At 64.8% G+C, this 24,715-nt stretch carries 25 protein-coding genes; 13 read left to right on the forward strand and 12 right to left on the reverse strand.

Annotation, left to right across the window (positions count from 1 at the left end; genetic code table 11):
- Positions 1-11 precede the first annotated feature (11 nt).
- The 8 genes from ACOIX3_RS01990 to ACOIX3_RS02025 all read left to right on the forward strand — a co-directional run bounded on the left by ACOIX3_RS01990 (position 12) and on the right by ACOIX3_RS02025 (position 9,022).
- Positions 12-1,193 carry a substrate-binding domain-containing protein gene (locus tag ACOIX3_RS01990; RefSeq protein WP_420968165.1) on the forward strand — a complete coding sequence of 394 codons (1,182 nt, stop codon included), beginning with the start codon at positions 12-14 and terminating at the stop codon, positions 1,191-1,193.
- A gap of 146 nt (positions 1,194-1,339) precedes the next feature.
- A complete protein-coding gene (locus tag ACOIX3_RS01995; protein ID WP_420968166.1) occupies positions 1,340-2,503 on the forward strand; it encodes a substrate-binding domain-containing protein in 1,164 nt (387 codons plus the stop codon).
- Positions 2,504-2,831: 328 nt separating this feature from the next.
- Positions 2,832-4,346, forward strand: coding sequence for an amidase (locus ACOIX3_RS02000; protein ID WP_420968167.1), 1,515 nt, complete (start codon positions 2,832-2,834; stop codon positions 4,344-4,346).
- 42 nt (positions 4,347-4,388) lie between these two features.
- Complete coding sequence (locus ACOIX3_RS02005; RefSeq protein WP_092120142.1) at positions 4,389-5,246, forward strand: branched-chain amino acid ABC transporter permease; 858 nt, start codon at positions 4,389-4,391, stop codon at positions 5,244-5,246.
- 5 nt (positions 5,247-5,251) lie between these two features.
- Positions 5,252-6,472 carry a substrate-binding protein gene (locus ACOIX3_RS02010; RefSeq protein WP_212311940.1) on the forward strand — a complete coding sequence of 407 codons (1,221 nt, stop codon included), beginning with the start codon at positions 5,252-5,254 and terminating at the stop codon, positions 6,470-6,472.
- 7 nt (positions 6,473-6,479) lie between these two features.
- Entirely contained in the window at positions 6,480-7,607 is a 1,128-nt protein-coding gene (locus tag ACOIX3_RS02015) for a branched-chain amino acid ABC transporter permease (RefSeq protein ID WP_420968169.1), read from the forward strand.
- Positions 7,594-8,328 carry an ABC transporter ATP-binding protein gene (locus tag ACOIX3_RS02020; RefSeq protein WP_420968170.1) on the forward strand — a complete coding sequence of 245 codons (735 nt, stop codon included), beginning with the start codon at positions 7,594-7,596 and terminating at the stop codon, positions 8,326-8,328. The genes ACOIX3_RS02015 and ACOIX3_RS02020 overlap by 14 nt, the downstream gene beginning before the upstream one ends.
- Positions 8,321-9,022 (forward strand): ABC transporter ATP-binding protein, encoded by a 702-nt coding sequence (locus tag ACOIX3_RS02025; RefSeq protein ID WP_223972111.1) that lies wholly within the window; start codon positions 8,321-8,323, stop codon positions 9,020-9,022. The genes ACOIX3_RS02020 and ACOIX3_RS02025 overlap by 8 nt, the downstream gene beginning before the upstream one ends.
- 11 nt (positions 9,023-9,033) lie before the next feature.
- On the opposite strand, the gene ACOIX3_RS02030 is transcribed toward ACOIX3_RS02025, so the two are convergent.
- Positions 9,034-9,606: a cupin domain-containing protein gene (locus ACOIX3_RS02030; RefSeq protein WP_420968171.1), complete on the reverse strand. Its 573-nt coding sequence runs from the start codon at positions 9,604-9,606 to the stop codon at positions 9,034-9,036.
- A 44-nt stretch (positions 9,607-9,650) separates the two neighbouring features.
- The gene (locus tag ACOIX3_RS02035; protein ID WP_420968172.1) at positions 9,651-10,493 is read right to left on the reverse strand and encodes a helix-turn-helix domain-containing protein; all 843 of its coding nucleotides are present in this window, start codon (positions 10,491-10,493) and stop codon (positions 9,651-9,653) included.
- Between the two features lie 237 nt (positions 10,494-10,730).
- Between ACOIX3_RS02035 and ACOIX3_RS02040 the strand changes: the two genes are divergently transcribed.
- Complete coding sequence (locus tag ACOIX3_RS02040; protein WP_420968173.1) at positions 10,731-10,961, forward strand: hypothetical protein; 231 nt, start codon at positions 10,731-10,733, stop codon at positions 10,959-10,961.
- Between the two features lie 66 nt (positions 10,962-11,027).
- Here the strand turns inward: ACOIX3_RS02040 and ACOIX3_RS02045 are convergent, their stop codons facing one another.
- The 7 genes from ACOIX3_RS02045 to ACOIX3_RS02075 form a co-directional block, all read right to left on the reverse strand.
- Entirely contained in the window at positions 11,028-11,501 is a 474-nt protein-coding gene (locus tag ACOIX3_RS02045) for a c-type cytochrome (protein ID WP_420968174.1), read from the reverse strand.
- Between the two features lies 1 nt (position 11,502).
- Positions 11,503-13,098 (reverse strand): flavin monoamine oxidase family protein, encoded by a 1,596-nt coding sequence (locus ACOIX3_RS02050; RefSeq protein ID WP_420968175.1) that lies wholly within the window; start codon positions 13,096-13,098, stop codon positions 11,503-11,505.
- Between the two features lie 308 nt (positions 13,099-13,406).
- Positions 13,407-13,784 (reverse strand): nuclear transport factor 2 family protein, encoded by a 378-nt coding sequence (locus tag ACOIX3_RS02055; protein ID WP_420968176.1) that lies wholly within the window; start codon positions 13,782-13,784, stop codon positions 13,407-13,409.
- A gap of 345 nt (positions 13,785-14,129) precedes the next feature.
- Positions 14,130-15,587 (reverse strand): L,D-transpeptidase family protein, encoded by a 1,458-nt coding sequence (locus tag ACOIX3_RS02060; protein WP_420968178.1) that lies wholly within the window; start codon positions 15,585-15,587, stop codon positions 14,130-14,132.
- 229 nt (positions 15,588-15,816) lie between these two features.
- Complete coding sequence (locus ACOIX3_RS02065; RefSeq protein ID WP_420968179.1) at positions 15,817-16,779, reverse strand: acetyl-CoA carboxylase carboxyltransferase subunit alpha; 963 nt, start codon at positions 16,777-16,779, stop codon at positions 15,817-15,819.
- 265 nt (positions 16,780-17,044) lie between these two features.
- Positions 17,045-18,028, reverse strand: a complete 984-nt coding sequence (gene xerD, locus ACOIX3_RS02070; protein WP_420968181.1) for a site-specific tyrosine recombinase XerD — start codon at positions 18,026-18,028, stop codon at positions 17,045-17,047.
- Positions 18,029-18,044: 16 nt separating this feature from the next.
- Positions 18,045-18,191: a hypothetical protein gene (locus ACOIX3_RS02075; RefSeq protein ID WP_050405944.1), complete on the reverse strand. Its 147-nt coding sequence runs from the start codon at positions 18,189-18,191 to the stop codon at positions 18,045-18,047.
- A 145-nt stretch (positions 18,192-18,336) separates the two neighbouring features.
- On the opposite strand from ACOIX3_RS02075, the gene ACOIX3_RS02080 reads away from it, so the two are divergent.
- The 3 genes from ACOIX3_RS02080 to ACOIX3_RS02090 all read left to right on the forward strand — a co-directional run bounded on the left by ACOIX3_RS02080 (position 18,337) and on the right by ACOIX3_RS02090 (position 21,536).
- Complete coding sequence (locus ACOIX3_RS02080; RefSeq protein ID WP_342725140.1) at positions 18,337-18,969, forward strand: shikimate kinase; 633 nt, start codon at positions 18,337-18,339, stop codon at positions 18,967-18,969.
- Positions 18,966-20,108, forward strand: coding sequence for a 3-dehydroquinate synthase (aroB, locus tag ACOIX3_RS02085; protein WP_420968182.1), 1,143 nt, complete (start codon positions 18,966-18,968; stop codon positions 20,106-20,108). The genes ACOIX3_RS02080 and aroB overlap by 4 nt, the downstream gene beginning before the upstream one ends.
- A 117-nt stretch (positions 20,109-20,225) precedes the next feature.
- Positions 20,226-21,536: an HlyC/CorC family transporter gene (locus ACOIX3_RS02090; protein WP_223972130.1), complete on the forward strand. Its 1,311-nt coding sequence runs from the start codon at positions 20,226-20,228 to the stop codon at positions 21,534-21,536.
- 171 nt (positions 21,537-21,707) lie between these two features.
- Here ACOIX3_RS02090 and ACOIX3_RS02095 read toward each other — a convergent pair whose 3' ends face one another.
- Both ACOIX3_RS02095 and ACOIX3_RS02100 read right to left on the reverse strand, forming a co-directional pair.
- Positions 21,708-22,196 (reverse strand): hypothetical protein, encoded by a 489-nt coding sequence (locus ACOIX3_RS02095; protein ID WP_420968183.1) that lies wholly within the window; start codon positions 22,194-22,196, stop codon positions 21,708-21,710.
- A 90-nt stretch (positions 22,197-22,286) separates the two neighbouring features.
- Positions 22,287-22,562: a BolA family protein gene (locus tag ACOIX3_RS02100; RefSeq protein ID WP_028338206.1), complete on the reverse strand. Its 276-nt coding sequence runs from the start codon at positions 22,560-22,562 to the stop codon at positions 22,287-22,289.
- A 109-nt stretch (positions 22,563-22,671) separates the two neighbouring features.
- Between ACOIX3_RS02100 and ACOIX3_RS02105 the strand changes: the two genes are divergently transcribed.
- Positions 22,672-23,307 carry a J domain-containing protein gene (locus ACOIX3_RS02105; RefSeq protein WP_092120102.1) on the forward strand — a complete coding sequence of 212 codons (636 nt, stop codon included), beginning with the start codon at positions 22,672-22,674 and terminating at the stop codon, positions 23,305-23,307.
- 277 nt (positions 23,308-23,584) lie between these two features.
- Here ACOIX3_RS02105 and ACOIX3_RS02110 read toward each other — a convergent pair whose 3' ends face one another.
- Positions 23,585-24,679, reverse strand: a complete 1,095-nt coding sequence (locus tag ACOIX3_RS02110; protein WP_420968184.1) for a citrate synthase/methylcitrate synthase — start codon at positions 24,677-24,679, stop codon at positions 23,585-23,587.
- Positions 24,680-24,715: the final 36 nt, after the last annotated feature.

A 24,715-nucleotide genomic window follows, 5' to 3' on the forward strand; every position in this document is an offset into this window, starting at 1 on the left:
CAGGAGTTGGCGTGCTCTCGACGGTCTCCTTCCAGGCGTATGGCGGCATGCCCGTCGCGCCGCCGCACCTGTTTCGAAATCCGTCGTCCTGCGCGGCCGATCTCGCTTTGACCGTCAAGCCGGGCTCCTCGCGCCGTGGCGGCACCGACAGCAAGCTTAGGATCGGCAATTTCATCACCTTCTCCGGCGCGCCCGGGATCTGGGGGCCGATCTCGGCCAACAGCGTCATGCTGGCTGTCGCCGAGATCAACCGACGCGGCGGCATCCGCGGCCGCGAGGTCGAATTGTCGATGTACGACGCCGGCGGGCCGATCGAGGAGGTGGTGCGCCGCGCCGAGCGGGCGATCGCCTTCGACGAGATCGACGTGATCATGGGCTCGCATATCTCGGCGGTCCGCCTCGCGCTGCGCAAGGTCACGGCCGGCCGCATCCCCTATGTCTACACGCCGGTCTATGAGGGCGGTGAGCGGACGCCCGGCGTGATGGCGATCGGCGAGACGCCGCGCGCCGAAAGCCGCCCGGCGATCCACTGGCTCACCGAGGTCAAGAAGGCGCAGCGCTGGTACCTGATCGGCAGCGACTATGTCTGGCCCTGGCAATCGCATCGCGCGGTGAAGCGCTACATCAAGGAGGCCGGTGGCCAGGTGGTCGGCGAGGAATTCGTCCCGCTCGGCGAGGACGATCACGAGCCGCATCTGGCGCGGATCCGCGCAGCCCAGCCCGATGTCGTGCTGATCACCCTGATCGGGACCGACAGCATCACCTTCAACCGCGCCTTCGCCGACGCAGGGCTCGCCACCACCACGCTACGCTATGCCGGCGCGATGGACGAGACCGTGCTGCTCGGCATCGGGCCCGACGCGACCGAGAACCTGTTCTGCGCCTCCGGCTATTTCGGCTGCGTCGATTCGCGCGCCAATGACGAGTTCCAGATCAGCTACCGCGCGATGTTCGGGGCGCACGCGCCGCCGATCGGCTCGGTCGGGCAGTCCAACTACGAGGGGATGCGCTTTCTCGAAGCGGCGGCCAACCGGGCCCGCTCGCTGTCGACGGGCCCGTTGTCCGCTGCGGCGCGCAACCTCGTCTACAGCGGCGCCCGCGGCACCGTGACCATTCGCGACGGCCGTGCCGAAATGCCGATCTATCTTGCCGAGGCCGACGGTCTCGACTTCAATGTGATCAAGACGATCTAGAAGCGTTCTCGAGCGAAGTGGGTACCGGTTCGCGTGAAGAGAACGCGCCAAAACAGGAGCTAATGGCACCGTCGCCCGCGAGGGCGATGCCGTGAGCGGCGGGCCGGTGCCGGACAGGAGCAGGTGTGCATTCGACGCCCAACCTCATGGCAAGAAACCTCCCGTTCCCGCCATCCCTGCTGTTCAGGAACCTGGCGACGGCGGCGTCGGATCGGCTGCTTGCGCCGATGGATCGTGGCGGGTTCGGTCCGCGCGGCGCGCGCAACCGGGTGCGGATCGGCGGTTTCGTCTGTTGCTCCGGTTCGCCCGGGATGTGGGGGCCGGCCGCGACGTCGACCGCGCAGCTCGCCGTTGCCGAGATCAACCGGCGTGGCGGCATCCTCGGCCGGGAGATCGAGTTCTCGGTCTACGACGCCGGCGGCCCAATCGACGAGGTGATCGACCGCGCCGAGCAGGCGATCGCCTCCGACGAGGTCGATCTCATCATGGGGATGCACACCAGCGCGGTGCGTGTTGCACTGCGCAATCTCATCACCCGCAGCAAGATCCCCTACATCTACACGCCGGTCTATGAAGGCGGCGAGCGGACGCCGGGCGTCATTGCGATCGGCGAGACGCCGCGCTGGCAGAACCGGCCGTCGATCCACTGGCTGGCCGAGGCGAAGCGCGCCAGGCGCTGGTACCTGATCGGCAGCGATTATGTCTGGCCCTGGCAGTCGCACCGCGCGGTGAAGCGCTACATCAAGGAAACCGGCGGCCTCGTGGTCGGCGAGGAGTTCGTGCCGGTCGGCGAGGACGATCACGCGGCGCATCTGGAGCGGATCCGTGCGGCGAAGCCCGATGTCGTGCTGATCTCGCTGATCGGCACCGACAGCGTGACCTTCAACCGCGCCTTCGCCGATGCCGGGCTTGCCGCCACCACGCTGCGCTTTGCCGGCTGTTTCGACGAAACGGCGCTGCTTGGCGTCGGCGCCGACAAGACCGAGAACCTGTTCTGCGCCTCCGGTTATTTCCCCTCGGTCGGCTCGCAGCCCGGTGACGATTTCAGGGACCGCTATCGCGCGATGTTCGGGGCGTTCGCGCCGCCGGTCGGATCGTGCGGCGAGTCCGCCTATGAAGGCTTCTGCCTGTTAGAGGCTGCCGCCAACCGTGCCGGCACGCTGGACTTGCGGCCGCTGCTCGCAGCTGCGGATAATCTCGTCTATCGCGGCCCGCGCGGTCCGGTCACGGTGCGCAATGGCCACGCCAGGATGCCGATGTATCTCGCCGAAGCCGATGGCCTCGACTTCACGGTGATCAAGGCGATCTGAGAGGCTGTGATGCTTTGCATCACCGTCATTGCGAGGAGCGACAGCGACGAAGCAATCCATCGTCCCGTTATGCCGAGCTATGGATTGCTTCGCTTCGCTCGCAATGACGGGGACAGGGCTGTGCGCACCGGTTGTCCGAAGGCGCGTCCCGGCAGCCTTAGTCAGCGGTTTTGTGAAATAATGCTTGAAAAGGAAAATATTTCCGTTTTCAATACAACAACGGGGTGAGCGGTTCGCGCGGGGCAAACGCGCCGCCGCTGCTTCGTGCCCAAGGATGTCCAAGGGATCCGATCCAGGAATCAAAGATCAAAAGCTTCAGGAGAGCGCCGTGACCGTCGTCCTTCCCACGCCAACGCAACTTCGCGCCGTCGCCGAGCAGTGCGGCCTGTCCCTGACCGATGAGGACGTGGCCTCGTTCCGCGGCCTGATGCAGGGCTCGGTCGATGCCTACAACCTCGTCGCCCAGATGCCGGACGAATTGCCCGAAGTGAAATATCCGCGCACCCCTGGCCATCGTCCAGCATCGGAAGACAACAAGCACAACGCCTGGTACCGCAAGTCGACGGTGAAGGGCGCAGCCTCCGGCAAGCTCAAGGGCAAGACGGTGGCGCTGAAGGACAACATCATGCTGGCCGGCGTGCCGATGACCAACGGCTCGTCGACGCTGGAAGGCTATATCCCCGATTTCGACGCCACCATCGTCACGCGCATGCTGGATGCCGGCGCCGAGATCGCCGGCAAGACGCACTGCGAGCATTTCTGCCTGTCCGGCGGCAGCCACACCGGGTCCTATGGGCCAGTGCACAATCCGCACAAGATGGGGTACTCGGCCGGCGGCTCGTCGTCGGGCTCCGGCGTCGTGGTTGCGCTCGGCGAGGTCGACATGGCGATCGGCGGCGACCAGGGCGGCTCGATCCGCATGCCATCCTCGTTCTGCGGCACCTACGGCATGAAGCCGACCTGGGGCCTCGTGCCCTACACCGGCATCATGCCGATCGAGATCTACGTCGACCACACCGGCCCGATGACCGCGACCGTTGAAGACAACGCGCTGCTGCTGGAAGTGCTGGCCGGCGACGACGGCTATGATCCCCGGATCAAAGCGCCGAAGGTCGACGACTACACCAAGGCGCTCGGCAAAGGCGTCAAGGGCATGAAGATCGGCATCGTCAAGGAAGGTTTTGAGCAGCCGACCGCGGAGGCCGCGGTGAATGAGAGCGTGCATGAGGCGGCCAAGCGCTTCAAGGACCTCGGCGCCAGCGTCGAGACGGTGTCGATCCCGATGCACATGCTCGGCGGCGCGATCTGGACGCCGATCGGTACCGAAGGCCTGACCCAGACCATGATGTTCGGCGACGGCTACGGCCTCAGCCGCGGCGACCTCTATTCGACCTCGCTGATGGATTTCCACCGCGGCTGGCGCCGTCAGGCGGATTCGCTGTCCGAGACCACGAAGCTGTTCATGATGCTCGGCACTTACATCAACAACACCTTCGGTCCGCGCTTCTACGGTAAGGCGCTCAACATCTCCCGCCGGCTGGCCGCGGCTTACGACAAGGCCTTCAAGGACTACGATCTGCTGCTGATGCCGACCACGCCGATGAAGGCGACGAAGTTGCCCGAGGCCAATGCCAGCCGCGAGGAATACGTCGCCCGCGCGCTGGAGATGATCTCCAACACCGCGCCGTTCGACATCACCCATCATCCGGCGATGTCGCTGCCCTGCGGCATGGTCGACGGCCTGCCGGTCGGCCTGATGCTGGTCGGCCGGATGTTCGAGGAATCCACCATCTACCGTGCCGCGCACGCCTTCGAGCAGGCCGGCGACTGGAAGAAGATGTGAGGCGCCGCTTGTCGCAGAAACAGGCCGAACGGATCGGGCACCATGGCTAGCACCTTCGCCGCGGTGTTCGAGATCGTGAGCTTCGGCGCGATCATCGTGCTGGTCGTGCTCGGGCTCGGCATCATCGCCAGCATGATGGGCATCTTCAACTTCGCGCAGGGCGAATTCGTCCTGCTCGGGGCCTATGTCACCTATCTGGCTTACGCTCATGGCGCGCCGGTCTGGGTCGGCATGGTCGCCGCACCCTTTGTGGTCGGCGCGCTCGGCTTCGTGCTGGAGGCGCTGATCATCAGGCGGTTCTACGCCGCGCCGATCGTGGCGATGCTCGGCACCTATGCGCTCGGGCTAATCATCCGCGAAAGCGTCCGCGGCCTGATCGGCGGCTTCTATCTCACGGTGCCGGAGCCGATCGGCGGTTCGATCGACCTCGGCTCCGTCCACATCTCGGCCTGGCGCTTCACCATCATCGTGATCACGCTCTTGGTGATGGGCGGCTGCTATCTGCTGCTGGCGCGCACGAGCTTCGGGCTTCGGGTCCGCGCCACGCTGGAGAATCCGGCGCTGGCGCGTGCGTCGGGCATCTCGACGCCGTTGATCTACGGTGCGACCTTTGCGTTCGGCGCGGCGCTGGCCGGGCTTGCCGGCGCGCTGATCGTGCCGGTGTTCAGCCTGTTTGCCGATCTCGGCATCCGCTTCCTGATCCAGGGCTTCGTCGCCGTGATGGTCGGCGGGGTCGGCTCCTTCATCGGTCCGGTCGCCGGCGCCGGCGTGATCGGCACGCTCAGCGCGGCGCTGCCATGGGTCATGTCTCCCGTCGTCGCCGACGTCCTCGTCTTCGTGCTCGCCATCGCCTTCATCAAATTCCGGCCGCAAGGCCTCATTGCTGGGAAAGGGGTCTAATCACCATGTCGATTGAACGCATGAATCTCACGCGCCGCCGCTTCATGAGCAATTTCGCCTTCGCGACCGGCGCGCTCGCGACCGGGGTCGGCAGCTGGGTGGTGAGGCCCGATTGGGCCAACGCCGCCGAGGGTCCGATCAAGGTCGGCATCGCGACCGACCTGACCGGCCCGATCGCCTATGCCGGCAATGCCGACGCCAACGTCGCCAAGATGGTGATCAAGGAGATCAATGCCGGCGGCGGCCTGCTCGGTCGGCCGCTCGAGCTCTATATCGAGGACACCGCCTCGAACGAATCGGTCGCGGTCGGCAATGTCCGCAAGCTGATCCAGCGCGACAAGGTCGACATGGTGCTGGGCGGCATCACCTCGTCGATGCGCAACGCGATCAAGGACCCGATCGTGGCGCGCGGCAAGACGCTGTACATCTATCCGCAGCTCTACGAGGGCAAGGAGTGCACGCCCTATCTGTTCTGCACCGGGCCGACCCCGGCGCAGCAATGCGACGAGTTCATTCCGTGGCTGATCAAGAACGGCGGCAAGAAGTTCGCGCTGCCGAGCGCCAACTATGTCTGGCCGCATACGCTCAACGTCTACGCCCGCAAGGTGATCGAGGACAATGGCGGCGAGGTCGTGTTCGAGGAGTATTACCCGCTCGACCAGGTCGATTTCTCGTCGACCGTCAACCGCATCATCTCCAACAAGGTCGACGTGGTCTTCAACACCGTGATCCCGCCGGGCGTCGGCCCATTCTTCAAGCAGCTCTATGAAGCCGGCTTCCTCAAGAACGGCGGGCGGCTCGCCTGCGTCTACTATGACGAGAACACGCTCAACATCAATCAGGCCAGCGAGATCGAGGGGCTGGCGAGCTGCCTCGATTACTTCAAGGTGCTGACCAAGGAGGATCCGTTCAACGCCAAGATCCAGGCGGCCTATGAGAAGGATTTCCCGGGCAACTTCCTGTTCGCGGCCGGCAGCGCCGCCACTGGAACCTATCGCGGTCTCAAGTTGTGGGAAGCCGCGGTCAAGGAAGCCGGCAAGGTCGACCGTGACTCGGTTGCGGCCGCGCTCGATCACGCCAAGATCGCCGAAGGACCCGGCGGCCCCGCCGAAATGGTTCCCGGCAAGCGTCACTGCAAGATGAAGATGTACACCGCTGTTGCCAAAGGCGGGAACTATGAGATCGTGGCGCGCAGCGCCGGTCTCGTCGATCCCAAGGAATGCTGAGCAATCCATGGGTGGAGCAGAGCAGGCCGTCGCACGCATCGGTGAGGAACCGGATGTCGTGACAGGTGAGGGTGCACCGGCCGCGCGCGCGCCGGCGGGACAGGCATCGGCAGGATGGAAGGTCCTGCCGATCGTGGAAGGGCTGGTGCTCTTGATCGCACTGGTCCTGCCATGGGTGCTGCAGGATTATCTCACGGTGTTCGCCACCCGCGTGGTGATCCTCGCGCTGTTCGCGCTGTCGTTCGACCTGGTGTGGGGCTATGCCGGCATCATGAGCTTCGGCCAGGCGCTGTTCTTCGGCGCCGCCGGCTACGGCGTGGCGCTGATGGCGCGCGACCTCAACGTCACCTCGATCCTTCTGATCCTGCCAGCCGGCATGCTGATCGGCCTCACCGCGGCGCTGCTGCTCGGCGGCTTCCTGCTGCTCGGGCGCTATCCCTCGAGCGTGATCTTCGTCTCGCTCGGCACCCTGACCGGTTCCTATGCGGCGGATCGGCTGGCGCGCGGCTGGTATTATCTCGGCGGCCAGAACGGCATCCCGTCGATCCCGCCGCTCACGCTCGGCAGCTACGAGTTCGAGGAAGGGCCGGTCTACTACTACATGGTGCTCGGCATCCTCGTGGTGGTCTATCTGCTCTGCCGCTTCCTGGTCCGCTCGCAATTCGGCCTCGCCCTTGCGGGCCTGCGCGAGAACGAGCAGCGCATCGCCTTTTTCGGCTACAAGGCGCAGCATCTGAAGGCGATCATCTTCGCGGTCGGCGGCACCATCGCCGGTCTCGCCGGCAGCCTCTACGCCTTCCACGAAGGCTTCGTCTGGCCCAACATGCTGGGCGTCGTGTTCTCGACCCAGGTCGTGCTCTATGTGTTGTTCGGCGGCTCCGGCACGCTGATCGGCGCCGTGATCGGCACCGTGATCATCGAGGGCGTCAGCTTCTGGCTGTCGGACAATTACCGCGATGTCTGGCCGATCATCCTCGGCGTGCTGCTGCTGCTCGTGATCATGTTCCGCCCGCTCGGGCTGGTCTCCTTCGTGCTCGGCGAGCGCGAGCGCGTCGGCAGCTTCGGCAAGGGACCAAACAAGAAGGCACCAAACAAGGCGCCAAAGCCCAAGGAGGCCGGCAATGCCGCTCCTTGAGGCGTCAGGCATCAGCAAGGTGTACGGCAAGCTCACCGCGCTCGACGGTGCGGCGCTGACCGTCGGCGAGAACGAGTTTCATGGCCTGATCGGCCCCAACGGCTCGGGCAAGAGCACGCTGATGAAATGCGTCGCCGGCGCCGAGGTGCCGACCACGGGCAAGGTCGCGTTCGTCAACACCGACATCACCGCATTCACGCCGACCGAGCGCGCCCGCGCCGGCATGAGCCTGAAATTCCAGATCACCTCCGTGCTGCCGACGCTGACGCTGTACGACAACATCCTGCTGGCGTTGCAGGCGCATTCGTCGCTGTTCGATCTCGTGCTCTCGCGCACCCGCAACCGACTGCACGATCAGGTCATGACGATGCTGACCCAGTTCCGTCTCGCCGATCGCGCGCATGATGCCGCAGCCGCATTGTCGCACGGCCAGCAGCAATGGCTCGAGATCGCGATGGCGCTCGCCGGCAAGCCGCGGCTGTTGCTGCTGGACGAGCCGACCGGCGGCATGAGCCTCGAGGAGCGCCGCGTCACCGGCGAGCTGTTGCAGCCGATCAAGCAGCATTGCTCGCTCGTCATCGTCGAACACGACCTCGATTTCATCCGCGACATCTGCGACCGCCTCACCGTGCTCGACCAGGGCAAGGTGCTGGCGTCGGGGACGGTCGCGGAAATCCAGGCCAACAAGAGTGTCCAGGAGATTTATCTTCGCCGTGCCTGACCAGTCCTTCCTCGATATAAGGCATCTCGATGCCGGTTATGGCCGCAGCCAGGTCCTGTTCGATGTCAACATCGGCATTCCCTGGCGCGGCGGCGTCGCCGTGCTCGGCCGCAACGGCGCCGGCAAGACCACGCTGATGAAGACCATCGTCGGCGAGCTTGCGAGCACAACGGGAGAGCTGTTCTTCGACGGCCGCGACATCACCCGCCGCCGCACCGAGGAGCGCGTACGCTCCGGCATCGGCTATGTGCCGCAGGAGCATTCGGTGTTCGCCCGGCTCTCGGTGCGCGACAACCTCGCCGTCGGCTCGCTGACCAATTCCGATACGAGCGCGGTCGATCGCGTGCTCGAGATCTTCCCCAAGCTCGGCCAGCGTCTCGACCAGCCGGCCGGCACGCTGTCCGGCGGCGAGCGCAAGATGCTGGCGATCGGCCGCGCCATGCTCGGCAATCCGAAGCTGCTGCTATTGGACGAGCCGACCGAAGGCGTCTGGATCGGCGTGATCGAGGAGATCACCGAGCGGCTGATCGAGCTCGCCAAGAGCATCTCGGTCGTGATCGTCGAGCAGCATCTCGACCTCGCACTGCGCGTCGCCGACTACGCCTATGTGCTGGACCGCGGCCGCGTCGCGCTGCAGGGCGGCGCAAGCGAGGTGCGCAACGATCCTGAACTGCTGCGGTATCTGGCGCCGTAGCAGGGGCGGCGTCAGCCGGCCGGGTCGATTTCCATGCGGTACCCCTTGAGCCGGGCAAGCGGCGCCAGGATCCGAAACAGGATTTTCTGCAGCAGGATTGGCGGGCCGGCGAGGTAGAGGTGATTGCGATAGGTATGCAGGAGCAGCGCGATCAGGAGAAAGTGCGGGTCGCCTTGCTTGGAGAACCAGTGCGTCCGCTTTGCCGCGATGCTGGCAAAATTCGCAAAGAACCGCAGGTGCTGCTGAGCCGGGGTGAACTCGACGGTGAACTCGGCGGGTTCTTCACCGGCGTTGGCGAAGAAATGCGGCTGCCCACGCGGCACGACAGCGCGCTCACCCGGCCCGATCGATTGTTCCTTGCCCGATATCACGACCTTGATGCGTCCCTTTCTGACCAAAAAATGCTCGTCCGCGCCTGGATGGACGTGCACCAGGGCATTGCCGCCGCCGGAGCCGCCCTGCTCGAGACGCAGATCGAAACGCGCGGTCGTTGGATCGTCCAGCGGCCCCGAAAAGATGAAGGTTTCCTTGTTGAAGGCGTTGACGAGCGTGAGACCTCGCTCGATGGACATGGTGAGAGTCATTGATCGATCCGGCGCTAGGTAACGGGAGTCGAAAGGCTCGCCGATCAGGCCACGAACGTATTGTAGAAATCGGACGTGGCGAGCGAGGCGTTGAGCCTCTGATGTTCCGGCGTCGCCGCTGCGCGGAAGAAGGCTCCGGGCGGCTTGCCCGTCATTGACTTGAACTCGTTGACAAGATGGGCCTGATCGTTGAACCCGCACGCATAGGCGATGTCCGCCCAGGCTCCTCCGAAGCGTCGCGACCCGATGACGTTCCCCATGCGCACGACGCGCGCGAATTGCTTCGGGTTGGTACCGACCAGTAGCTTGAAGCGGCGAGACAGCTGGCGCTCGCTGATATCAAGCTGGGACGCCAGTTGTCGCACCGACACTCGGGGGTCACCGAGCAGGTCAAGAACGGCGCGACGCACGAGCGGATCGGGGGCTCGGTCGCGCATCTGCCCGGTCAGAAAGTCCTCGAGCACCTCGGCCCGCGCGCCTGCGCCGCGAGCCTCGGCCAATGCCTCCCCCAGCAGCGACACTCTTGTGGTGCCGAAGACGTCGCTGAGCGGAATATTGACGTCCGTGAATTCATGGAGGGTTTCACCGAACAGAAGCGAGGCCGCCTCCGGCCTGAGGCGCACGAGGGCGGCTCCGATGGAGCCCAATGGGCGGATGGTGATGGCGCGGCTTTGGACCCCCGTCACAACTTGTCGATAATGGCCGGACTTGCCCAGCCTGTCCGACACCATCGGATCTCGGTAGTGGACGACCAGGAGGGGAAATACGGTCGGCAGCACTCTGACCGTCAGGGCTGTTGCCTCGGCGGCGGGGACATCGACGTCCCAGATTGCCTCAACGGCACTGGCGAGCTTGGGAGCAGGCCGTATGAATGTCGATCCAACCATGCTGCACGGCCGGATCTAGTCCCTGCGGGTTTCCGTTTCAACCCCTCGGCGTCTCATGCAGCCCGACATCACAAGTCGATGATCGCTCCGGGGCATTCGCGGCCGCAGATCGTGGAAGTGACGCGGATTGGGTCAGGGAGCTTGCCTGCCAGCTCATCCATTGCCGAAGGAGAGGAACCCCGGTTCCACAGGAACGAACAACGCCGGCTGCCGTTGGGCCGCAGGAGGAATTCACCAATGCGTTATCTTTCGATCATAACCCTTTGTGCTGTTGCCGTGATGAGCAGCGGTGCCGCGCTGGCACAGCATTCCGGCACCAAGTCGGAACAATCCGCGTGCTCGCGCGATGCGCAGCGCTTCTGCCGCAAGGATCTCGGCAATGACGGCGCCGTGCAGAGCTGCCTTCAGATGAAGCGGGCCAGCCTGAGCTCAAGCTGCAAGAAGGTCTTTGAGAGCCACGGCATGTAACCGTCACCAGCCGGCGCTGCGTAATGGGCCCGGGCGACGGCGGTCGGCGCCATCCGGCAGGTTGCGTCAGTCCAGCGTCGAGTAGATGGCGTTCGGCTGACGGCTCGACTTCACGTCATCGCTGGAGGCCTTGTCGGTGTAGCTATTGCCCAAATTGCTGCGGACATAGTTCACGACGGCTGCGACCTGGTCGTCATCCAGGAAGCCGCCAAAGCCAGGCATGGCCTTTTGCCCGTAGAGAACGAGATAGATCGGATAGCCTGCGCTCTCGAGGTTCTTGTTGCCGGCGAGCGCGGGATAGGCACCTGCGCCAACCGCGCCCTTGCCGTCGGGCATGTGGCAGCCCTGGCAGATGGTCGCATAGAGCGTCTTGCCGTCCCTGGCTGCGAAGGTATTGGCGCCGACCACGCCCGCCGAATCCGCAAAGCCAATCCGCGCAGGAAAGCTGATCGCCGCCATCGCCATCAGGCCGATCGCGAGGCATCGGGACGCGCGCCGTGCGCCGGGGACACCGCGAAATGAAATGCTGCTGCCGATCATGTCAGTTTCCTCCAACCGCGCGCTTGTGCAGCCGCTCAATAGCGGAGAGCGAAGACAGGATGGCGCCCTCCTGCCAGGCGTTGACATAGGAGCAATGCTCGCCGGCGAGGACGACGCGGCCGTCGATGGCGCACAGGTTCTTGTAGTGATCGCGCCGCGTATCCTGCTTCCACATGCCGAAGCAACCCAGCGTCCAGGGCACGCGGTGCCAGGACACGGCGATGCCGTTGTCGAATTCTTTCATCATCTGCGGATGCAGCTTGCTGCCATGTTCGAGGGCGCGCTTGACGCGGTCTTCCGGCGCCAGCGCGGTGAACTCGACCCCGGCGACGCCAAAGACATAAGCGCCGAGCAGCACGCCCTTGCCGGGGCTCAGATAATCCGTGCTGGGGTAGGATATCTGCCCGATCGGAAGGTCGGTGAAGCTGATGCCGCCATAGATCGCCTCGTCCTGTTCCCAGAATCGGCGCTTGAACTGCAGGCCGACCTTGGTCGACGGCGCGTATGGCACGGCCTCGATGGCGGCCTGCATGCTGGAGGAGAAGTTGGCCTTGATCTGGCTGAGAACCGACAGCGGAATCGTGCAGACGCACCAATCCGCCTTGAGCTGCTGCGTCGGTCCGTCGCCTTTTGCATTAGAATAGCTGATGGTGACGCCGTCATTGCCCTGGGCAATCTCGGTGACCTTGACGTTGAACGTGATGAGATGGTTGACCTTGGCCGCAAAGGCTTCCGCAATCCTTTCCATGCCGCCGACAGGCTGAAACAGGGTTTGCCCATATTCGTAGGTGAGCGGGAAGTTCAGATAGCTCCACAGCCGGGAATGCAGGATATCCTCGCGCGAGATCGGGGTGGACGGCGTCGGTGCGCCGTCGGGACCGCCGCCGGGATCCTTGTCACTGCCGCGCAGGGCGCTTGCTGTGGCCGCGCTGTATTTATAGTTCTTGTCGAGCGCGCCCCAGGTGCGCAGGGATTCGAGCAGGATCTCCCGATCCTCCTTGCTCACGGGCTCGTCGAGCTTGTCGGCATTGGTCGCCTTCGCCAGCAGCTCCGATACATAGCCGTTGTAGTCGGACATGATATGGCGCCAGCGCTGCGGCTTGCCGCCAAAGGCGTTGCTGTGATGCAGATAGGCGTTGACGTTGTGTTCGACGAACGCCTCCAGCTTCACGCCAAGCTGTCCGCAGTAATAGAGCAGGGCGCGGTGATGATAGGGAATGCGCCATGGCCCGGGATTGATATAGAGCCCCTTGTCGAAGTTGCAGGTCTGCGTGAAGCCGCCGAGCTCGGTGTAGGTGTCGCCGCCGCGCAGCGTCCACGAGCGGCCGCCGGCGCGCTCGCGATATTCGAGCACGGTCACCTTGTAGCCCGCCTTGCTCAATTCGAGCGCGGCCGTCATGCCGGCAAGGCCGGCGCCAAGCACTGCGACCGATGCGCCTTTCGGCGCGCCTTCAAGTTTTATCGGATCGGTAAAGTCGGACTCCGCGGCATGCCCGAGGCTGCTCATGGCCTGATAGAGCACCGCCGCGCTCGTGGTCGCCCCTATCATCGACAACAAATTTCTGCGCGTGAAGGAGGATGAATTCTGATCGTTCATTTGTGACCCTCCGGATTCTTCAGGCCAGCTACGCACCCCGTCTCGTAACTGTCGCAAATCCCGGTGACGTGCAGAGCGTCAGGGAACTTCGCGGTACCCTTGGTTGCATCGTTGAGTATCACACTGGCGACGATTCCTGGCAATCAGTTCAAGCGTTCCAAATCTGTCGCCTGAAATGTTCATCGTCGTGTCATGTGGGATTGGCGCGACCGTCATCGCGCGGGATCACGTGCCGCGATGATCGGCAGTGGCATCCATAATGCATTGGCATTGAGCAGGTCTCGCGAGGAACGTCGTGAGGTCTGCTCTTATCCGCGCTCGACAAGATGCGCGCGCGACGGCGCCGGCTCAAACCGGTCGGCGAAGTACTGCGTTTCGTGCGCGACCTGACCGTCGCGGAACTCCATGATGCTCACCACGTAAGACGGTTTGTCGTCATAGGTGAGAATGTACTCGGTGATCCACAGATCGCCGCTGCCGATCATGCGCCGGATCGTGAAGCGCTTCTTGTTCGGCTGCACCGTCCGGCTCTGCTGAATGTTGCGCCGGCCGCGGATCCGCTCGCCCGATTGCGGATAGTCGAGCACCGCATCCTCGCGATAGATATCATGCTCACGCTCGAAATCGCTCGCGTCGGAAGCGTCCCAATGGCGCTGCAGCGTCGCCCGCACGGCTTGATCGTCCATCGCAATCTCCCGGCTGTGCCCCGCGTGCATGATCTGGCGATCATCTACGCGTGGTTGGCAAGAGGAATGTGGTGGCGAAGGGCGGCTATGATCGAGAGGGCATGTCGCGAGAATGCTGCGACCCACTGGCCGAGCAACACATTCGGTGTCGTCCCGGCCTTGAGCCGGGACCCATAACCACCAATGCCAATTGTCTTGAAAAGCTGTGGCCACAGCGCGCTTCAACAACATGGCGCTGTGGTTATGGGTTCCCTGCTTTCGCCAGGACGACGGTTGGAGATAGTTTGCGCTACAGCAGTATTGCGACTCGCGGCAGCGACCTGTCTGTGCGCAAGCCGACCGCGCTTACTTCACCGCGGAGAAGCGGGTGTCGAACGAGTTCGTCTGCACGACCGGCGCGGAGCCGGCGAGTTGGGTCGACGATGCCGCGGGGGCCGGCGCGGCGGCGGCGGTGCTGGTCACCTGCGGCTTCGGCGCGGGCTTGGCGGCCTGCTTCGGTTCAGCCTTCGGGGCGACGCGAACCACCGATTGCGGCTTGGCCTCGGCGACCTTCGGCTTGGCCGGTGCGGCAGCGACCGGAGCCGGCGGCGGCGCGGTGGTCTTGCTGGCGTCGGCGGTGCCGCCGATGCCGACCTTCTGGGCAAAGCTGGAGAAGAAACCTTCGGACTTGTCGGACGTGTTGGCCGAGGCAACGCGGGCGGTCGACGACGTCGTCGCGACCACGGGCTCTTCCTGCTGGACCGCGAGATTGGGCCTGGGCGGATTGACCGTGCCGGGGATCGTGCCGGGCGCGCGCGCCAGCGACATCGACTGCAGCGCCTGGCTGTCGCCGCCTTCGGACAGACCGGTGTTTCCTTCGGGAATCTTCGAGGCGAAGATCGCGTTCATGCCGCCGTCGATGCCGGTGTTGAGGCGCGCCACGGGCGTGCCCTTGGAAACCAGCTTGGCGGTCTCGGCGGCGTCCTGCTGCTCCTTCTCGCGCACGGCGCTCACGATCTCCTCGGGGATCACGTAGGCCGGGCACTTCGCGGAGGCGTCGAACACCGGATCGCGCGTTGCGTTCGGCGCCTTGACCGCGTCGAACACGTACTTCTTCTCGCAGAAGTCGACCCTCGGCTCCTGCTTCGTCACCTCGAAATGATCATAGCCTTCCTTGATCATCTTCCAGAAAGGCATGTTCGGATTGTTGCGGTGCTTGGCCATGTTCACCGGCGTCATCCGGAACGGATAGGCCTGCAGTTGGAACGCCTTCTGGCCGCCGAAGAACGACTCGCGGCCGAGCGAATAGATTTCCGCGATCTGCTCGTCGGTCATTGCGTAGCAGCCGCGCGAGGAGCAGTCGCCATGCACCATCAGCTGCGAGCCGGTGCGGCCGAGCGCCTTGTCGAACGCGTTGGGATAGCCGGTGTTGAACGACAAATAGTAGGCCGACTGCGGGTTCATCTGGCTGGGGTTGATCGAGTAGAATCCCTCGGGCGCCTGGCGGTCGCCTTCGCGGACCTTCGGGCCGAGATCGCCCGACCAGCGGCAGATCGGATAGGTCTTGAGCAGTGCGAACTGGCCGGAGCGGGTCTGCTTCCAGACCTCGAGCTCGGCCTCCTGCTTGAACAGCCGCACCAGGATCGGCGACTGCATGTCCATGTCCTTCTCGGTCATGGCAGCGACGAGCTTTGGCGGGACCGGCTGGTTGGCCTTGGCGTTCTGGGCGAGCGAGATCTGGTCGCTGTCACAGCCGGCGAGCATGACACCCGCGGCGAGAACCGCCGAAGTCAGAAGCGCGCGTACGAGCGTGCGATGAGTCAAGTCCGAGCTCCACACCCACCGGGCGATTTTCGCGACCCCAACACGGCGAATATGCCCTGAAGCCATTGTGTAAAATATTAGCCTTCGACCACCCCTGCTCGCAACCTGAACCGAGGCTGACAGCCTTCACGGTAGCAGGCATGGTTCAAGGAACGTTAAAGACCCGGCTCGGGGCCCAATTACGGCAAAATCCGCCGATTTGGTCGAAAAATCCGCCCGTTTGGGCAGCTCAGCCCAGCTTGCGGCCGATATCCAGGAACTTCTGGCGCCGCTGTTTGCGAATCGCGTCCGGATCAAGATTTCGTAGGTCGTTGAACGCCTGGGCGATGGCATCGCCCGTGGTCGTGATCATCGCGGCGGGGTCGCGATGAGCGCCGCCGGAGGGTTCTTTCAGGATCTGGTCGATCACGCCGAAGCGCAGCATGTCCTGGGCGGTGATCTTCATGCTGTTGGCGGCTTCCTGCGCCTTGGTGCCGTCGCGCCACAGGATCGAGGACGCCGCCTCCGGCGAGATCACGCTGTAGATCGCGTGCTCCATCATCAGGACGCGGTTGGCGGTGGTGATGGCAATGGCGCCGCCCGACATGCCTTCGCCGGTGACGATCGCGACGTTGGGCACGCCCAGCGACAGGCAGGCGTCGATCGAGCGCGCGATCGCCTCGGCCTGGCCGCGCTCCTCGGCGCCGATCCCGGGATAGGCGCCGGCGGAATCGACGATCGACAGCACCGGGACGCCGAACCGGTCGGCCATCTCCATCAGGCGCACCGCCTTGCGGTAGCCTTCGGGGCGCGCCATGCCGAAATTGTGCTTGATGCGGCTGTCGGTGGTGGCGCCCTTCTCCTGGCCGACCACGCAGATGCTCTCGCCGCGGAAGCGGCCGAAGCCGCCGATCAGGGCCTCGTCGTCGGCAAATTTGCGGTCGCCGGCCATCGGGGTGAATTCGGTGATCAGGCCGCCGATGAAATCGGTGAAGTGCGGCCGCTGCGGATGCCGCGCCACCAGCGTCTTCTGCCACGGCGTCAGATTGGCATAGAGGTCGGTGAGGGCCTGCGCCGCCTTGTCCTCGATCCGCGCGACCTCGTCGCCGATGTCGCTGCCGCTTGCGGCAAGCGCACGCAACTCGTCGATCTTGGATTCAAGCTCGGCGACGGGTTTTTCGAAGTCGAGATAGCTGCGCATCGGGTCGGGCATCAACTCAATATAGGGAGGAACAATGCGAGGGGCGAAGCGGTTTTGGCGGTGGCAAGAGAAGTTTTGTAACTTCAATCGGTTAACGCGCATTCGGGCGGAATGCACGCTTCGGGATCGCAGGCAGGTGACGCTCTTTCTGCGGAGACGACGCGGAAGTCAAGGTGGATTGCTCGTAGCCCGGGTGGAGCGAAGCGTAATCCGGGGAGCTCGATTGGCGGAAATACCCTTCCCGGATTTCGCTGCGCTCCATCCGGGCTACGGACCGTTACGATTTCTCCGCCAGCGGATGCAGGTCGCGGACCAGGCTCTTCAGCCGCTCCTCGACCACATGGGTGTAGATCTGGGTGGTCGAGATATCGGTATGGCCGAGCAGGGTCTGCACGATGCGCAGGTCCGCGCCATTGTGCAGCAGGTGGCTGGCGAAGGCGTGGCGCAGCACGTGCGGGGAGACCAGCCGCGGCGCGAGGCCGGAGGCGGCCGCGAGCTCCTTCAGGTCGCGGGCGAAGTGCTGCCGGGTCAAATGGCCGCTCTCGCCGGAGGAGGGAAACAGCCATTTCGATGGCGCTGCTTTCTTCGCCTTCGGCTGCATCACCTCCAGCGCGGCGAGGTAATCCGCCATCGCCTGGCGCGAGGCATCGTTCAGCGGCACCAGCCGCTCCTTGTTGCCCTTGCCGCGCACCACGATCATCCGCGCATCGCGCCGCGCCGCGGAGACCGGCAGCGATACCAGCTCGGAGACGCGCAGCCCGGTGGCGTAGAGCACCTCGAGCAGGCAATACAGCCGCAGCGCGCGCAGCCGCTGGGCCGGCGAGACGTCGGTCTGGGTCAGCTCCTTGGCGCGGGTCAGCATGCGGTCGACGTCGGCAATCGACAGCACCTTGGGCAGGCCGCGGCCGCGCTTCGGGCCGGACAGGATCGCGGCCGGATCGTCGCTACGGATACGTTCGTTGAGCAGGAAACGGTAGAGATGCCGCATCGCCGACAGCCGCCGCGCCACGCTGGTCGACTTGAAGCCGCGCGTGTCGAGGTCAGCGAGGTAGCCGCGCAGCGCCTCGGTGTCGGCGGTGGTGAAATCGGCGCCGGCATGGGCGAGGTAATCGGAGAAATCGGTGAGGTCGCGCCGGTAGGCGTCGAGCGTGTTGCGGCCTGCGCCCTGTTCCGCGGCGAGCATGTCGAGGAACAACGCGGTCAGCTTGGCGTCGGAGGACTTGGTTTTGGTCTTGGCGGGAGCTTTGGCAGCAGCGGGCATGCCAGAATCATAGCGCCTATTTCTTGAGGAACTTATCCGGCGGGATGGTCACGCTCATTTCCCGCGGTTTCGGGTGCACGAAATTGGCCAGCGCGAAGACGATGCCGTAGCCGATCCCGAAAATCACGGCGACGACCGTCAGGAAGCGGAACAGGCTGGGCATGGAGGCGACTCAGGCGGCGAATTAACCAATGAAATCATCCAACATGTTCCCCGCGCCGTTGCAAGAGTCGCTGGTAACGGTGTCGCCGGGGGTAGTATAGGTGGCTCGAATTCTGAACAAATCGTCCCAATATCCGAGCTTTTTGATGTCCGACGCAGCCGTCCCGGCGCCCACCCACCCGACCCTGGAGGCCGATATCACGGCCGCCCTGGGGACGCGGTCGATCGTGCTGGTGGGCATGATGGGGGCCGGCAAGTCGACCATCGGCCGGCGGATGGCGGTGCGGCTCAAGCTGGCATTCACCGACGCGGACACCGAGATCGAGGCGGCGGCGGACATGACGATCCCGGAGATTTTCGAGACCCATGGCGAGGCTTATTTCCGCGACGGCGAGGCGCGGGTGATTGCCCGCATCCTCGACAGCGGCCCGATCGTGTTGGCGACCGGTGGCGGCGCCTTCATGCGTGAGGAAACCCGCAAACGGATCAGCGACAAGGCGATCTCGATTTGGCTCAAGGCCGACAGTGATATCATCATGCGCCGGGTCCGCCGCCGCGCCGATCGTCCGCTGTTGCAGACCGCCGATCCCGAGGCGACCGTGAACCGGCTGCTCAGCGAGCGCGAGCCGGTCTACCAGAACGCCGATCTGACGATCGCCTCGCGCGACGTGCCGCACGACCGCATTGTCGACGAATGCCTTGAGGCCCTGCACGCGCATCTGTGCGGCGTGCGTCCGGCCGGCGAGCCACCATCTGATGGATTGAACGCGACCTCATGACTGCGCCCTTGAAACACTCCGCTTCCGTTACCGTCGACGTCGCGCTCGGCGACCGCGCCTATGACATCGTCATCGGCCGCGACGTGTTGACCTCGCTGGGCGAGCGGGTCGCGGCGCTGCGGCCCGGCGTGCGCACCGCCATCGTCACCGATCGCACAGTCGCCAAACACTGGCTGGAGCCGGCCGAGGCGTCGCTGGCGGCCGCGGGCGTGCCGACCTCCCGGATCGTCGTCGAGGAGGGCGAGGGCTCAAAGAGCTACGCCACCCTGACGCAGGTCAGCGAGGCGCTGATCGCGGCGAAGATCGAGCGCAACGATCTGGTGATCGCGCTCGGCGGCGGCGTGGTCGGCGATCTCGCCGGCTTCGCGGCCGCGATCCTGCGCCGCGGCGTCGATTTCGTGCAGGTGCCGACCTCGCTGCTGGCGCAGGTCGATTCCTCCGTCGGCGGCAAGACCGGCATCAACTCGCCGCAGGGCAAGAACCTGATCGGCGCATTCCACCAGCCGGTGCTTGTCATCGCCGACACCTCGGTGCTCGACACGCTGTCACAGCGCCAGTTCCGCGCCGGCTACGCCGAGGTCGCGAAATACGGTATCCTCGGTGACGCGGCCTTCTTCGCCTGGCTCGAGAAGAACCATGCCGACATCTTCTCGGGCGGCGCGGGGCGCGAGCACGCGATCGCAACCTCCTGCCGCGCCAAGGCCGCCATCGTCTCCCGCGACGAGCGCGAGACCGGCGAGCGCGCGCTGCTCAATCTCGGTCACACCTTCGGCCATGCGCTGGAAGCCGCGACCGGCTTCTCCGACCGCCTGTTCCATGGCGAGGGTGTCTCGGTCGGCATGGTGCTCGCGGCGGAATTCTCCGCGCAGCTCGGCATGATTTCATCCGACGATGCGGCCCGCATCGCGCGTCATCTTTCCGCGGTAGGATTGCCGACGCGCCTGCAGGATATCGCAGGCTTCACGCAGGAAGGGCTTGCCGATGCCGACGCTCTGTTGGCGCTGATGGCGCAGGACAAGAAGGTCAAGCGCGGCAAGCTCACCTTCATCCTGCTGGAGGCGGTCGGCCGCGCCGTGATTGCCAACAATGTCGAGCCTCAGCCGGTGCGCGACTTCCTGCAAGCCAAGCTGAAGGCTTAGAGCGGGATGACTCTTCTTCGAATCGTCATCCCACTCTATCTCTTTGATTTGAGCATGATCTTTTCGGAAAACCGCTACACACTTTTCCGGATCATGCTCTAGCCACGGATCAACTCAGTGGGCTGGTTAACCTTCTCGATCGTGCTGCTCTGTCTGCTCGTCTCCGCCTTCTTCTCGGCGAGTGAGACGGCGCTGACCGGCGCCTCGCGCGCCAGCATGCTGCGGCTCTCAAAGCAGGGCAACAGCGACGCCACGGTGGTCTCGAGCCTGATGGCGATGCGCGAGCGGATGATCGGCGCGCTGCTGCTCGGCAACAATATCGCCAATATCGGCGCCTCCGCGCTCGCCACCGGCATCTTCACCGCCTGGTTCGGCGATGTCGGCGTGCTTTATGCCACCGGTGTGATGACGGTGCTGGTGGTGATCTTCGCGGAAGTGCTGCCCAAGACCGTCGCCATCAATGCGCCGGACCGCGTGTCGCTGCTGGTGGCCCGGCCGATGCGGCTGACGGTGTTCGTGCTCGGGCCGCTTCTCACCATCATTGAAGGGATCGTCCGCGCCCTGATGCGGCTGCTTGGCATCAAGATCGGCGCGCATCAGGCCATCCTGTCGCCGACCGAACGCCTGCGCGGTGCGGTCGATCTGCTGCATCACGAAGGCAAGGTCGAGAAGCAGGACCGCGACATGCTCGGCGGGTTGCTGGACCTCAGCGAGCTGCAGGTCTCCGACGTGATGGTCCACCGCACCGAGATGACCATGGTCAATGCCGACCTGCCGCCCGAGGAACTGGTACGCGAGGTGCTGGCGAGCGAATACACCCGCATCCCGCTGTGGCGGGAGAAGCCGGAGAACATCGTCGGCGTGCTCCACGCCAAGGATCTGCTGCGCGCGATGCGTGCCAATGAGGGCGACATGTCGGCGATCGATGCCTCGGCGATCGCGCTGCCGCCCTGGTTCGTGCCGGAGATGCGCCCGGTCTCCGAACAGCTGAAGGCGTTCCGCCGCCGCAAGACCCACTTCGCCCTGGTGGTCGACGAGTATGGCGAGGTCGAAGGCATGGTGACGCTGGAGGACATCCTGGAGGAGATCGTCGGCGACATCTCCGACGAGCACGATGTCGTCGTCGCCGGCGTGCGCGCCCAGCCGGACGGCTCGGTCGTGGTCGACGGCTCGGTGCCGATCCGCGACCTCAACCGCGCGATGGACTGGCGCCTGCCGGACGAGGAGGCAACCACGGTCGCCGGCCTCGTGATCCACGAGGCGCGGTCGATTCCCGATCGCGGCCAGAGCTTCACCTTCCACGGCTTCCGCTTCCGCGTGCTCCGTCGCGAGCGCAACCGCATCACCGCGCTGCGCATCGTCGCCGTCCCGCGCGAGGCCGCCGAACTCGACGAGAAGAAACCGAAGCGGGCGGGGACGGCGTTCTAGTTCGCGTAGGCAGTCTGCATGCACCGTCACCCTGAGGAGCCGCGAAGCGGCGTCTCGAAGGGTCGACGGCCACCAGCCGGGCCGTGCATCCTTCGAGACGCGCTACGCGCTCCTCCAGCGACAAAGGCGAAGCCTTTGCGCGGGGATGATGGGTTAGGGAGTGGCGCTAGCCTACTCGATATCGATCGTGATGCCCGACAGCTTCCACGCGCCGTCGGAGGGGATGAAGCCGAGCTGATACTTCACCTGCTTCGGCGTGGTGTCGAAATGGCCTTTCAGCCGCAACACGCCCTTGTCGTCGATCTTGGCGTCCTCATCGAGGACGATCGGCTTGGCGACCACGGCGTCGAACACCGCGTGCTTGTCGACCAGATCCTTGAAGATCGTCTTCAGCTTGTCCGGCGAAAACTGGTCGCGGAACGGCTTTGAGATCTTGGCGTGGAACACGGTGAAATTGTTCGCGGCCACCGCATCGTTGAGCGAGACCAGGATGCTCTTGATCAGCACCTCCTGGACGAACGGGCTCGGCATATCCAGCGCCGCGGCCGGGCGGATCGCGCAGATCAGGAGCAGGCCGGCGGCGGCGACCATCGACCGGAAACGTGGCCAGCAAGCGATCATCAATGGCCCCATATCAAGCGTGGCGATGCGGTCCGTCATTTGCCTGCTCAGACATGGAGCGGGTCCATCGCCGGGAGTCTTGTTCTCAATAACGGAAAACCACTGCTTCGTCTTGAGCCAAGCGCGGAGTTAGCGCGGCTTTTCCCCGGGGCCGTGGGCATGGATCGCCAGCGCGTGCACCGAGCCGGCGAGTTCCTGCGCCAGCGTCGCATTTATCATGCGATGGCGTTCGATCCGGCTCTTCCCTTCGAAGGCCGGAGACACAATATATACCCTGAAATGCGTCTCGCCGCCTGGCCTGTGGCCGGCGTGGCCCTCATGCAGATGTGACTCATCGACCACGTCGAGGCTTTCGGGCAAGAAAGCTTCACGCAACTTGTTTATGATAGCGTCTTTGGTGCTCATGGCGGCGGAGTTAGGTCCGCGACGGCTTTTCGTCAATGGTGCAAGCGGGAAACGAGGTCTGCGCAATGTCAAGACTTGAAGATTTGTGCATTGCGTAGTCAAAGAGAACATGCCGATCGATTCATCAAAATTCTTCGACTCCATTCGCATCAAGCCGACCAAGGTGAGTGCGAAGCGCCAGGCGCAAGCCGGTGAGCAGGCCGTTGCCTGCGAGTGGGCGGGTTGCCAGAACAAGGGCGCGCACCGCGCCCCGAAGGGCCGCGAGAATTCGCGCGAGTATTGGCACTTCTGTCTCGATCACGTCCGCGAGTACAACCAGTCCTACAATTTCTTCCAGGGCATGAATCCTGACGACGTCGCGCGCTACCAGAAGGACGCGCTGACCGGCCACCGGCCGACCTGGAAGATGGGCGCCAACAACGGCAAGAAGGAGAGCGGTCTCGACGCCGCCTCCGATCCGTTCCACGTGTTCTCCGAGCTCAACGGCCGCGGCCGCTGGCGCCCCGGTCCGGGTGGCGCGGAGCCCAAGCCCGAGACCCGCAAGGTCATGAACGCCGAGCGCAAGGCGCTGCTGGTGATGGGGCTCGGCGCCGGCGCGACACTCGAAGACGTCAAGTCGAAGTACAAGGCGCTGGTGAAGCAGCACCATCCCGACGCCAATGGCGGCGACCGCTCCACCGAGGATCGCCTGATCGAGATCATCAAGGCGTATAATTATCTGAAGACCGTGGTGCGTGAGGCCTGATCTCTCGCCTCCGTCGCCCCTGCGAAAGCAGGGGCCCATAACCACCGGCGGTCATTGTTCTATCCAGATGTCGAGCCGATCGCGCCATTGATGGGCCGCGGCGTATGGGTCCCTGCTTTCGCAGGGACGACGGCGGAGTTTGTGGCTTCGTCATCGTCCAACGGTGCGGTTTCGTAGCCCGGATGAAGCGTAGCGCAATCCGGGGCTCTTCCATCCGCGGTCACACCGTTCCCGGATTTCGCGGCGCTCCATCCGGGCTACGGTTCGCGGTTAGCTCTCAACCCTTCGGCACTGCCCCGACATAGGACGAGCTCGGCCGGATCAACCGTCCGGTGCGCCGCTGTTCCAGCGCGTGTGCGGTCCAGCCGGCGGCGCGGGCGGTGGCGAAGATCGGCGTGAACGCCTGCCGCGGGATTTCCAGCCCATCGAGCAGGATCGCGGTGAAGAACTCGACATTGGTCTCGAGCGGCCGCTCCGGGTTCTTCTTGCGAAGCGCTGCGCGGATATAGGCCTCGACCTCGCCGGCAAACGGCAGGTCGGCGCCGCTGGCCTCCAGGCGCTCAATCGCGACCTTGAGCACGTCGGCGCGCGGGTCGCGCACGCGATAGACGCGGTGGCCGAACCCCATCAACCGTTCGCCATGCGCCAGCGCGCCGTCGACCCAGGGTTGGATGCGCTCGCGGGTGCCGATGGCGTCCAGCATCTCCAGCACCGGCTCCGGCGCGCCGCCATGCAGCGGGCCGGTCAGCGCGCAATAGCCGCCGGTGATCGCCGCGAACAGATCGGCCTGGGTCGAGGCGATCACTCGCGTCGTGAAGGTCGATGCATTCATGCCGTGGTCGCAGACGGTGACGAAATAGGCGTCGAGCGCCGCAACCTCGCGCGGCTCGGCCTTGCGCCCCCGCAGCATCCGCAGCGTGTCGGCGGCGTGGCTGGCATTCGGGTCCGGCGCGATCGGGGCATGTCCCTTGGCGTGCTGGACCAGGGCGCCCGCGATCACCGGGAAGGCGCCGACGATGGTTGCCTCGTGCTCCAGCCCGTTCTCGCCGCGGAGGCCTGCGATCGCGGCCCGGAAGCCGTCGACAACAGACATGCCGCGCGTCGCCGGCAGCAGGTCCGGCAGCCGCGCGAAGGCGCGTTCGCGGGCGGCGCCGAGGCTGGCGCGGACATTGGCTTCGCTCAGCGACTTGCCGGTGGCGCCGTTCCACAGCCGTGCCGTGACGCCCTCGAAGCTCGACTTGTCTGCGAGGTTGGCGACGTGCTCGCCGGCGATGATCAGTTCGCCGCGCTCGCCGTCGACATGGCTCAACACGGTCTCGGCGGCGGGGACGCCGTCCAGACCGATCTGGCTCTTGGTGAGAATCATGTTCATGGCCCGATCTCCTTGCTTCACCCCTTCAAGGTCGGG

Origin of the sequence: Bradyrhizobium sp. B120 (genome assembly GCF_049075665.1) — a bacterium.
Classification (GTDB): Bacteria; Pseudomonadota; Alphaproteobacteria; order Rhizobiales; family Xanthobacteraceae; genus Bradyrhizobium.

Coding starts and splice junctions, on each gene's coding strand:
- ACOIX3_RS02005 (WP_092120142.1), top strand. CDS start 4,389: ATGGCTAGCACCTTCGCCGCGGTGTTCGAGATCGTGAGCTTCGGCGCG.
- ACOIX3_RS02035 (WP_420968172.1), bottom strand. CDS start 10,493: ATGGTTGGATCGACATTCATACGGCCTGCTCCCAAGCTCGCCAGTGCC.
- ACOIX3_RS02020 (WP_420968170.1), top strand. CDS start 7,594: ATGCCGCTCCTTGAGGCGTCAGGCATCAGCAAGGTGTACGGCAAGCTC.
- ACOIX3_RS02010 (WP_212311940.1), top strand. CDS start 5,252: ATGTCGATTGAACGCATGAATCTCACGCGCCGCCGCTTCATGAGCAAT.
- xerD (WP_420968181.1), bottom strand. CDS start 18,028: ATGCCCGCTGCTGCCAAAGCTCCCGCCAAGACCAAAACCAAGTCCTCC.
- ACOIX3_RS02055 (WP_420968176.1), bottom strand. CDS start 13,784: ATGGACGATCAAGCCGTGCGGGCGACGCTGCAGCGCCATTGGGACGCT.
- ACOIX3_RS02100 (WP_028338206.1), bottom strand. CDS start 22,562: ATGAGCACCAAAGACGCTATCATAAACAAGTTGCGTGAAGCTTTCTTG.
- aroB (WP_420968182.1), top strand. CDS start 18,966: ATGACTGCGCCCTTGAAACACTCCGCTTCCGTTACCGTCGACGTCGCG.
- ACOIX3_RS02095 (WP_420968183.1), bottom strand. CDS start 22,196: ATGACGGACCGCATCGCCACGCTTGATATGGGGCCATTGATGATCGCT.
- ACOIX3_RS02030 (WP_420968171.1), bottom strand. CDS start 9,606: ATGACTCTCACCATGTCCATCGAGCGAGGTCTCACGCTCGTCAACGCC.
- ACOIX3_RS02080 (WP_342725140.1), top strand. CDS start 18,337: ATGTCCGACGCAGCCGTCCCGGCGCCCACCCACCCGACCCTGGAGGCC.
- ACOIX3_RS01995 (WP_420968166.1), top strand. CDS start 1,340: ATGGCAAGAAACCTCCCGTTCCCGCCATCCCTGCTGTTCAGGAACCTG.
- ACOIX3_RS02040 (WP_420968173.1), top strand. CDS start 10,731: ATGCGTTATCTTTCGATCATAACCCTTTGTGCTGTTGCCGTGATGAGC.
- ACOIX3_RS02075 (WP_050405944.1), bottom strand. CDS start 18,191: ATGCCCAGCCTGTTCCGCTTCCTGACGGTCGTCGCCGTGATTTTCGGG.
- ACOIX3_RS02105 (WP_092120102.1), top strand. CDS start 22,672: ATGCCGATCGATTCATCAAAATTCTTCGACTCCATTCGCATCAAGCCG.
- ACOIX3_RS02045 (WP_420968174.1), bottom strand. CDS start 11,501: ATGATCGGCAGCAGCATTTCATTTCGCGGTGTCCCCGGCGCACGGCGC.
- ACOIX3_RS02110 (WP_420968184.1), bottom strand. CDS start 24,679: ATGAACATGATTCTCACCAAGAGCCAGATCGGTCTGGACGGCGTCCCC.
- ACOIX3_RS02050 (WP_420968175.1), bottom strand. CDS start 13,098: ATGAACGATCAGAATTCATCCTCCTTCACGCGCAGAAATTTGTTGTCG.
- ACOIX3_RS02065 (WP_420968179.1), bottom strand. CDS start 16,779: ATGCCCGACCCGATGCGCAGCTATCTCGACTTCGAAAAACCCGTCGCC.
- ACOIX3_RS02015 (WP_420968169.1), top strand. CDS start 6,480: ATGGGTGGAGCAGAGCAGGCCGTCGCACGCATCGGTGAGGAACCGGAT.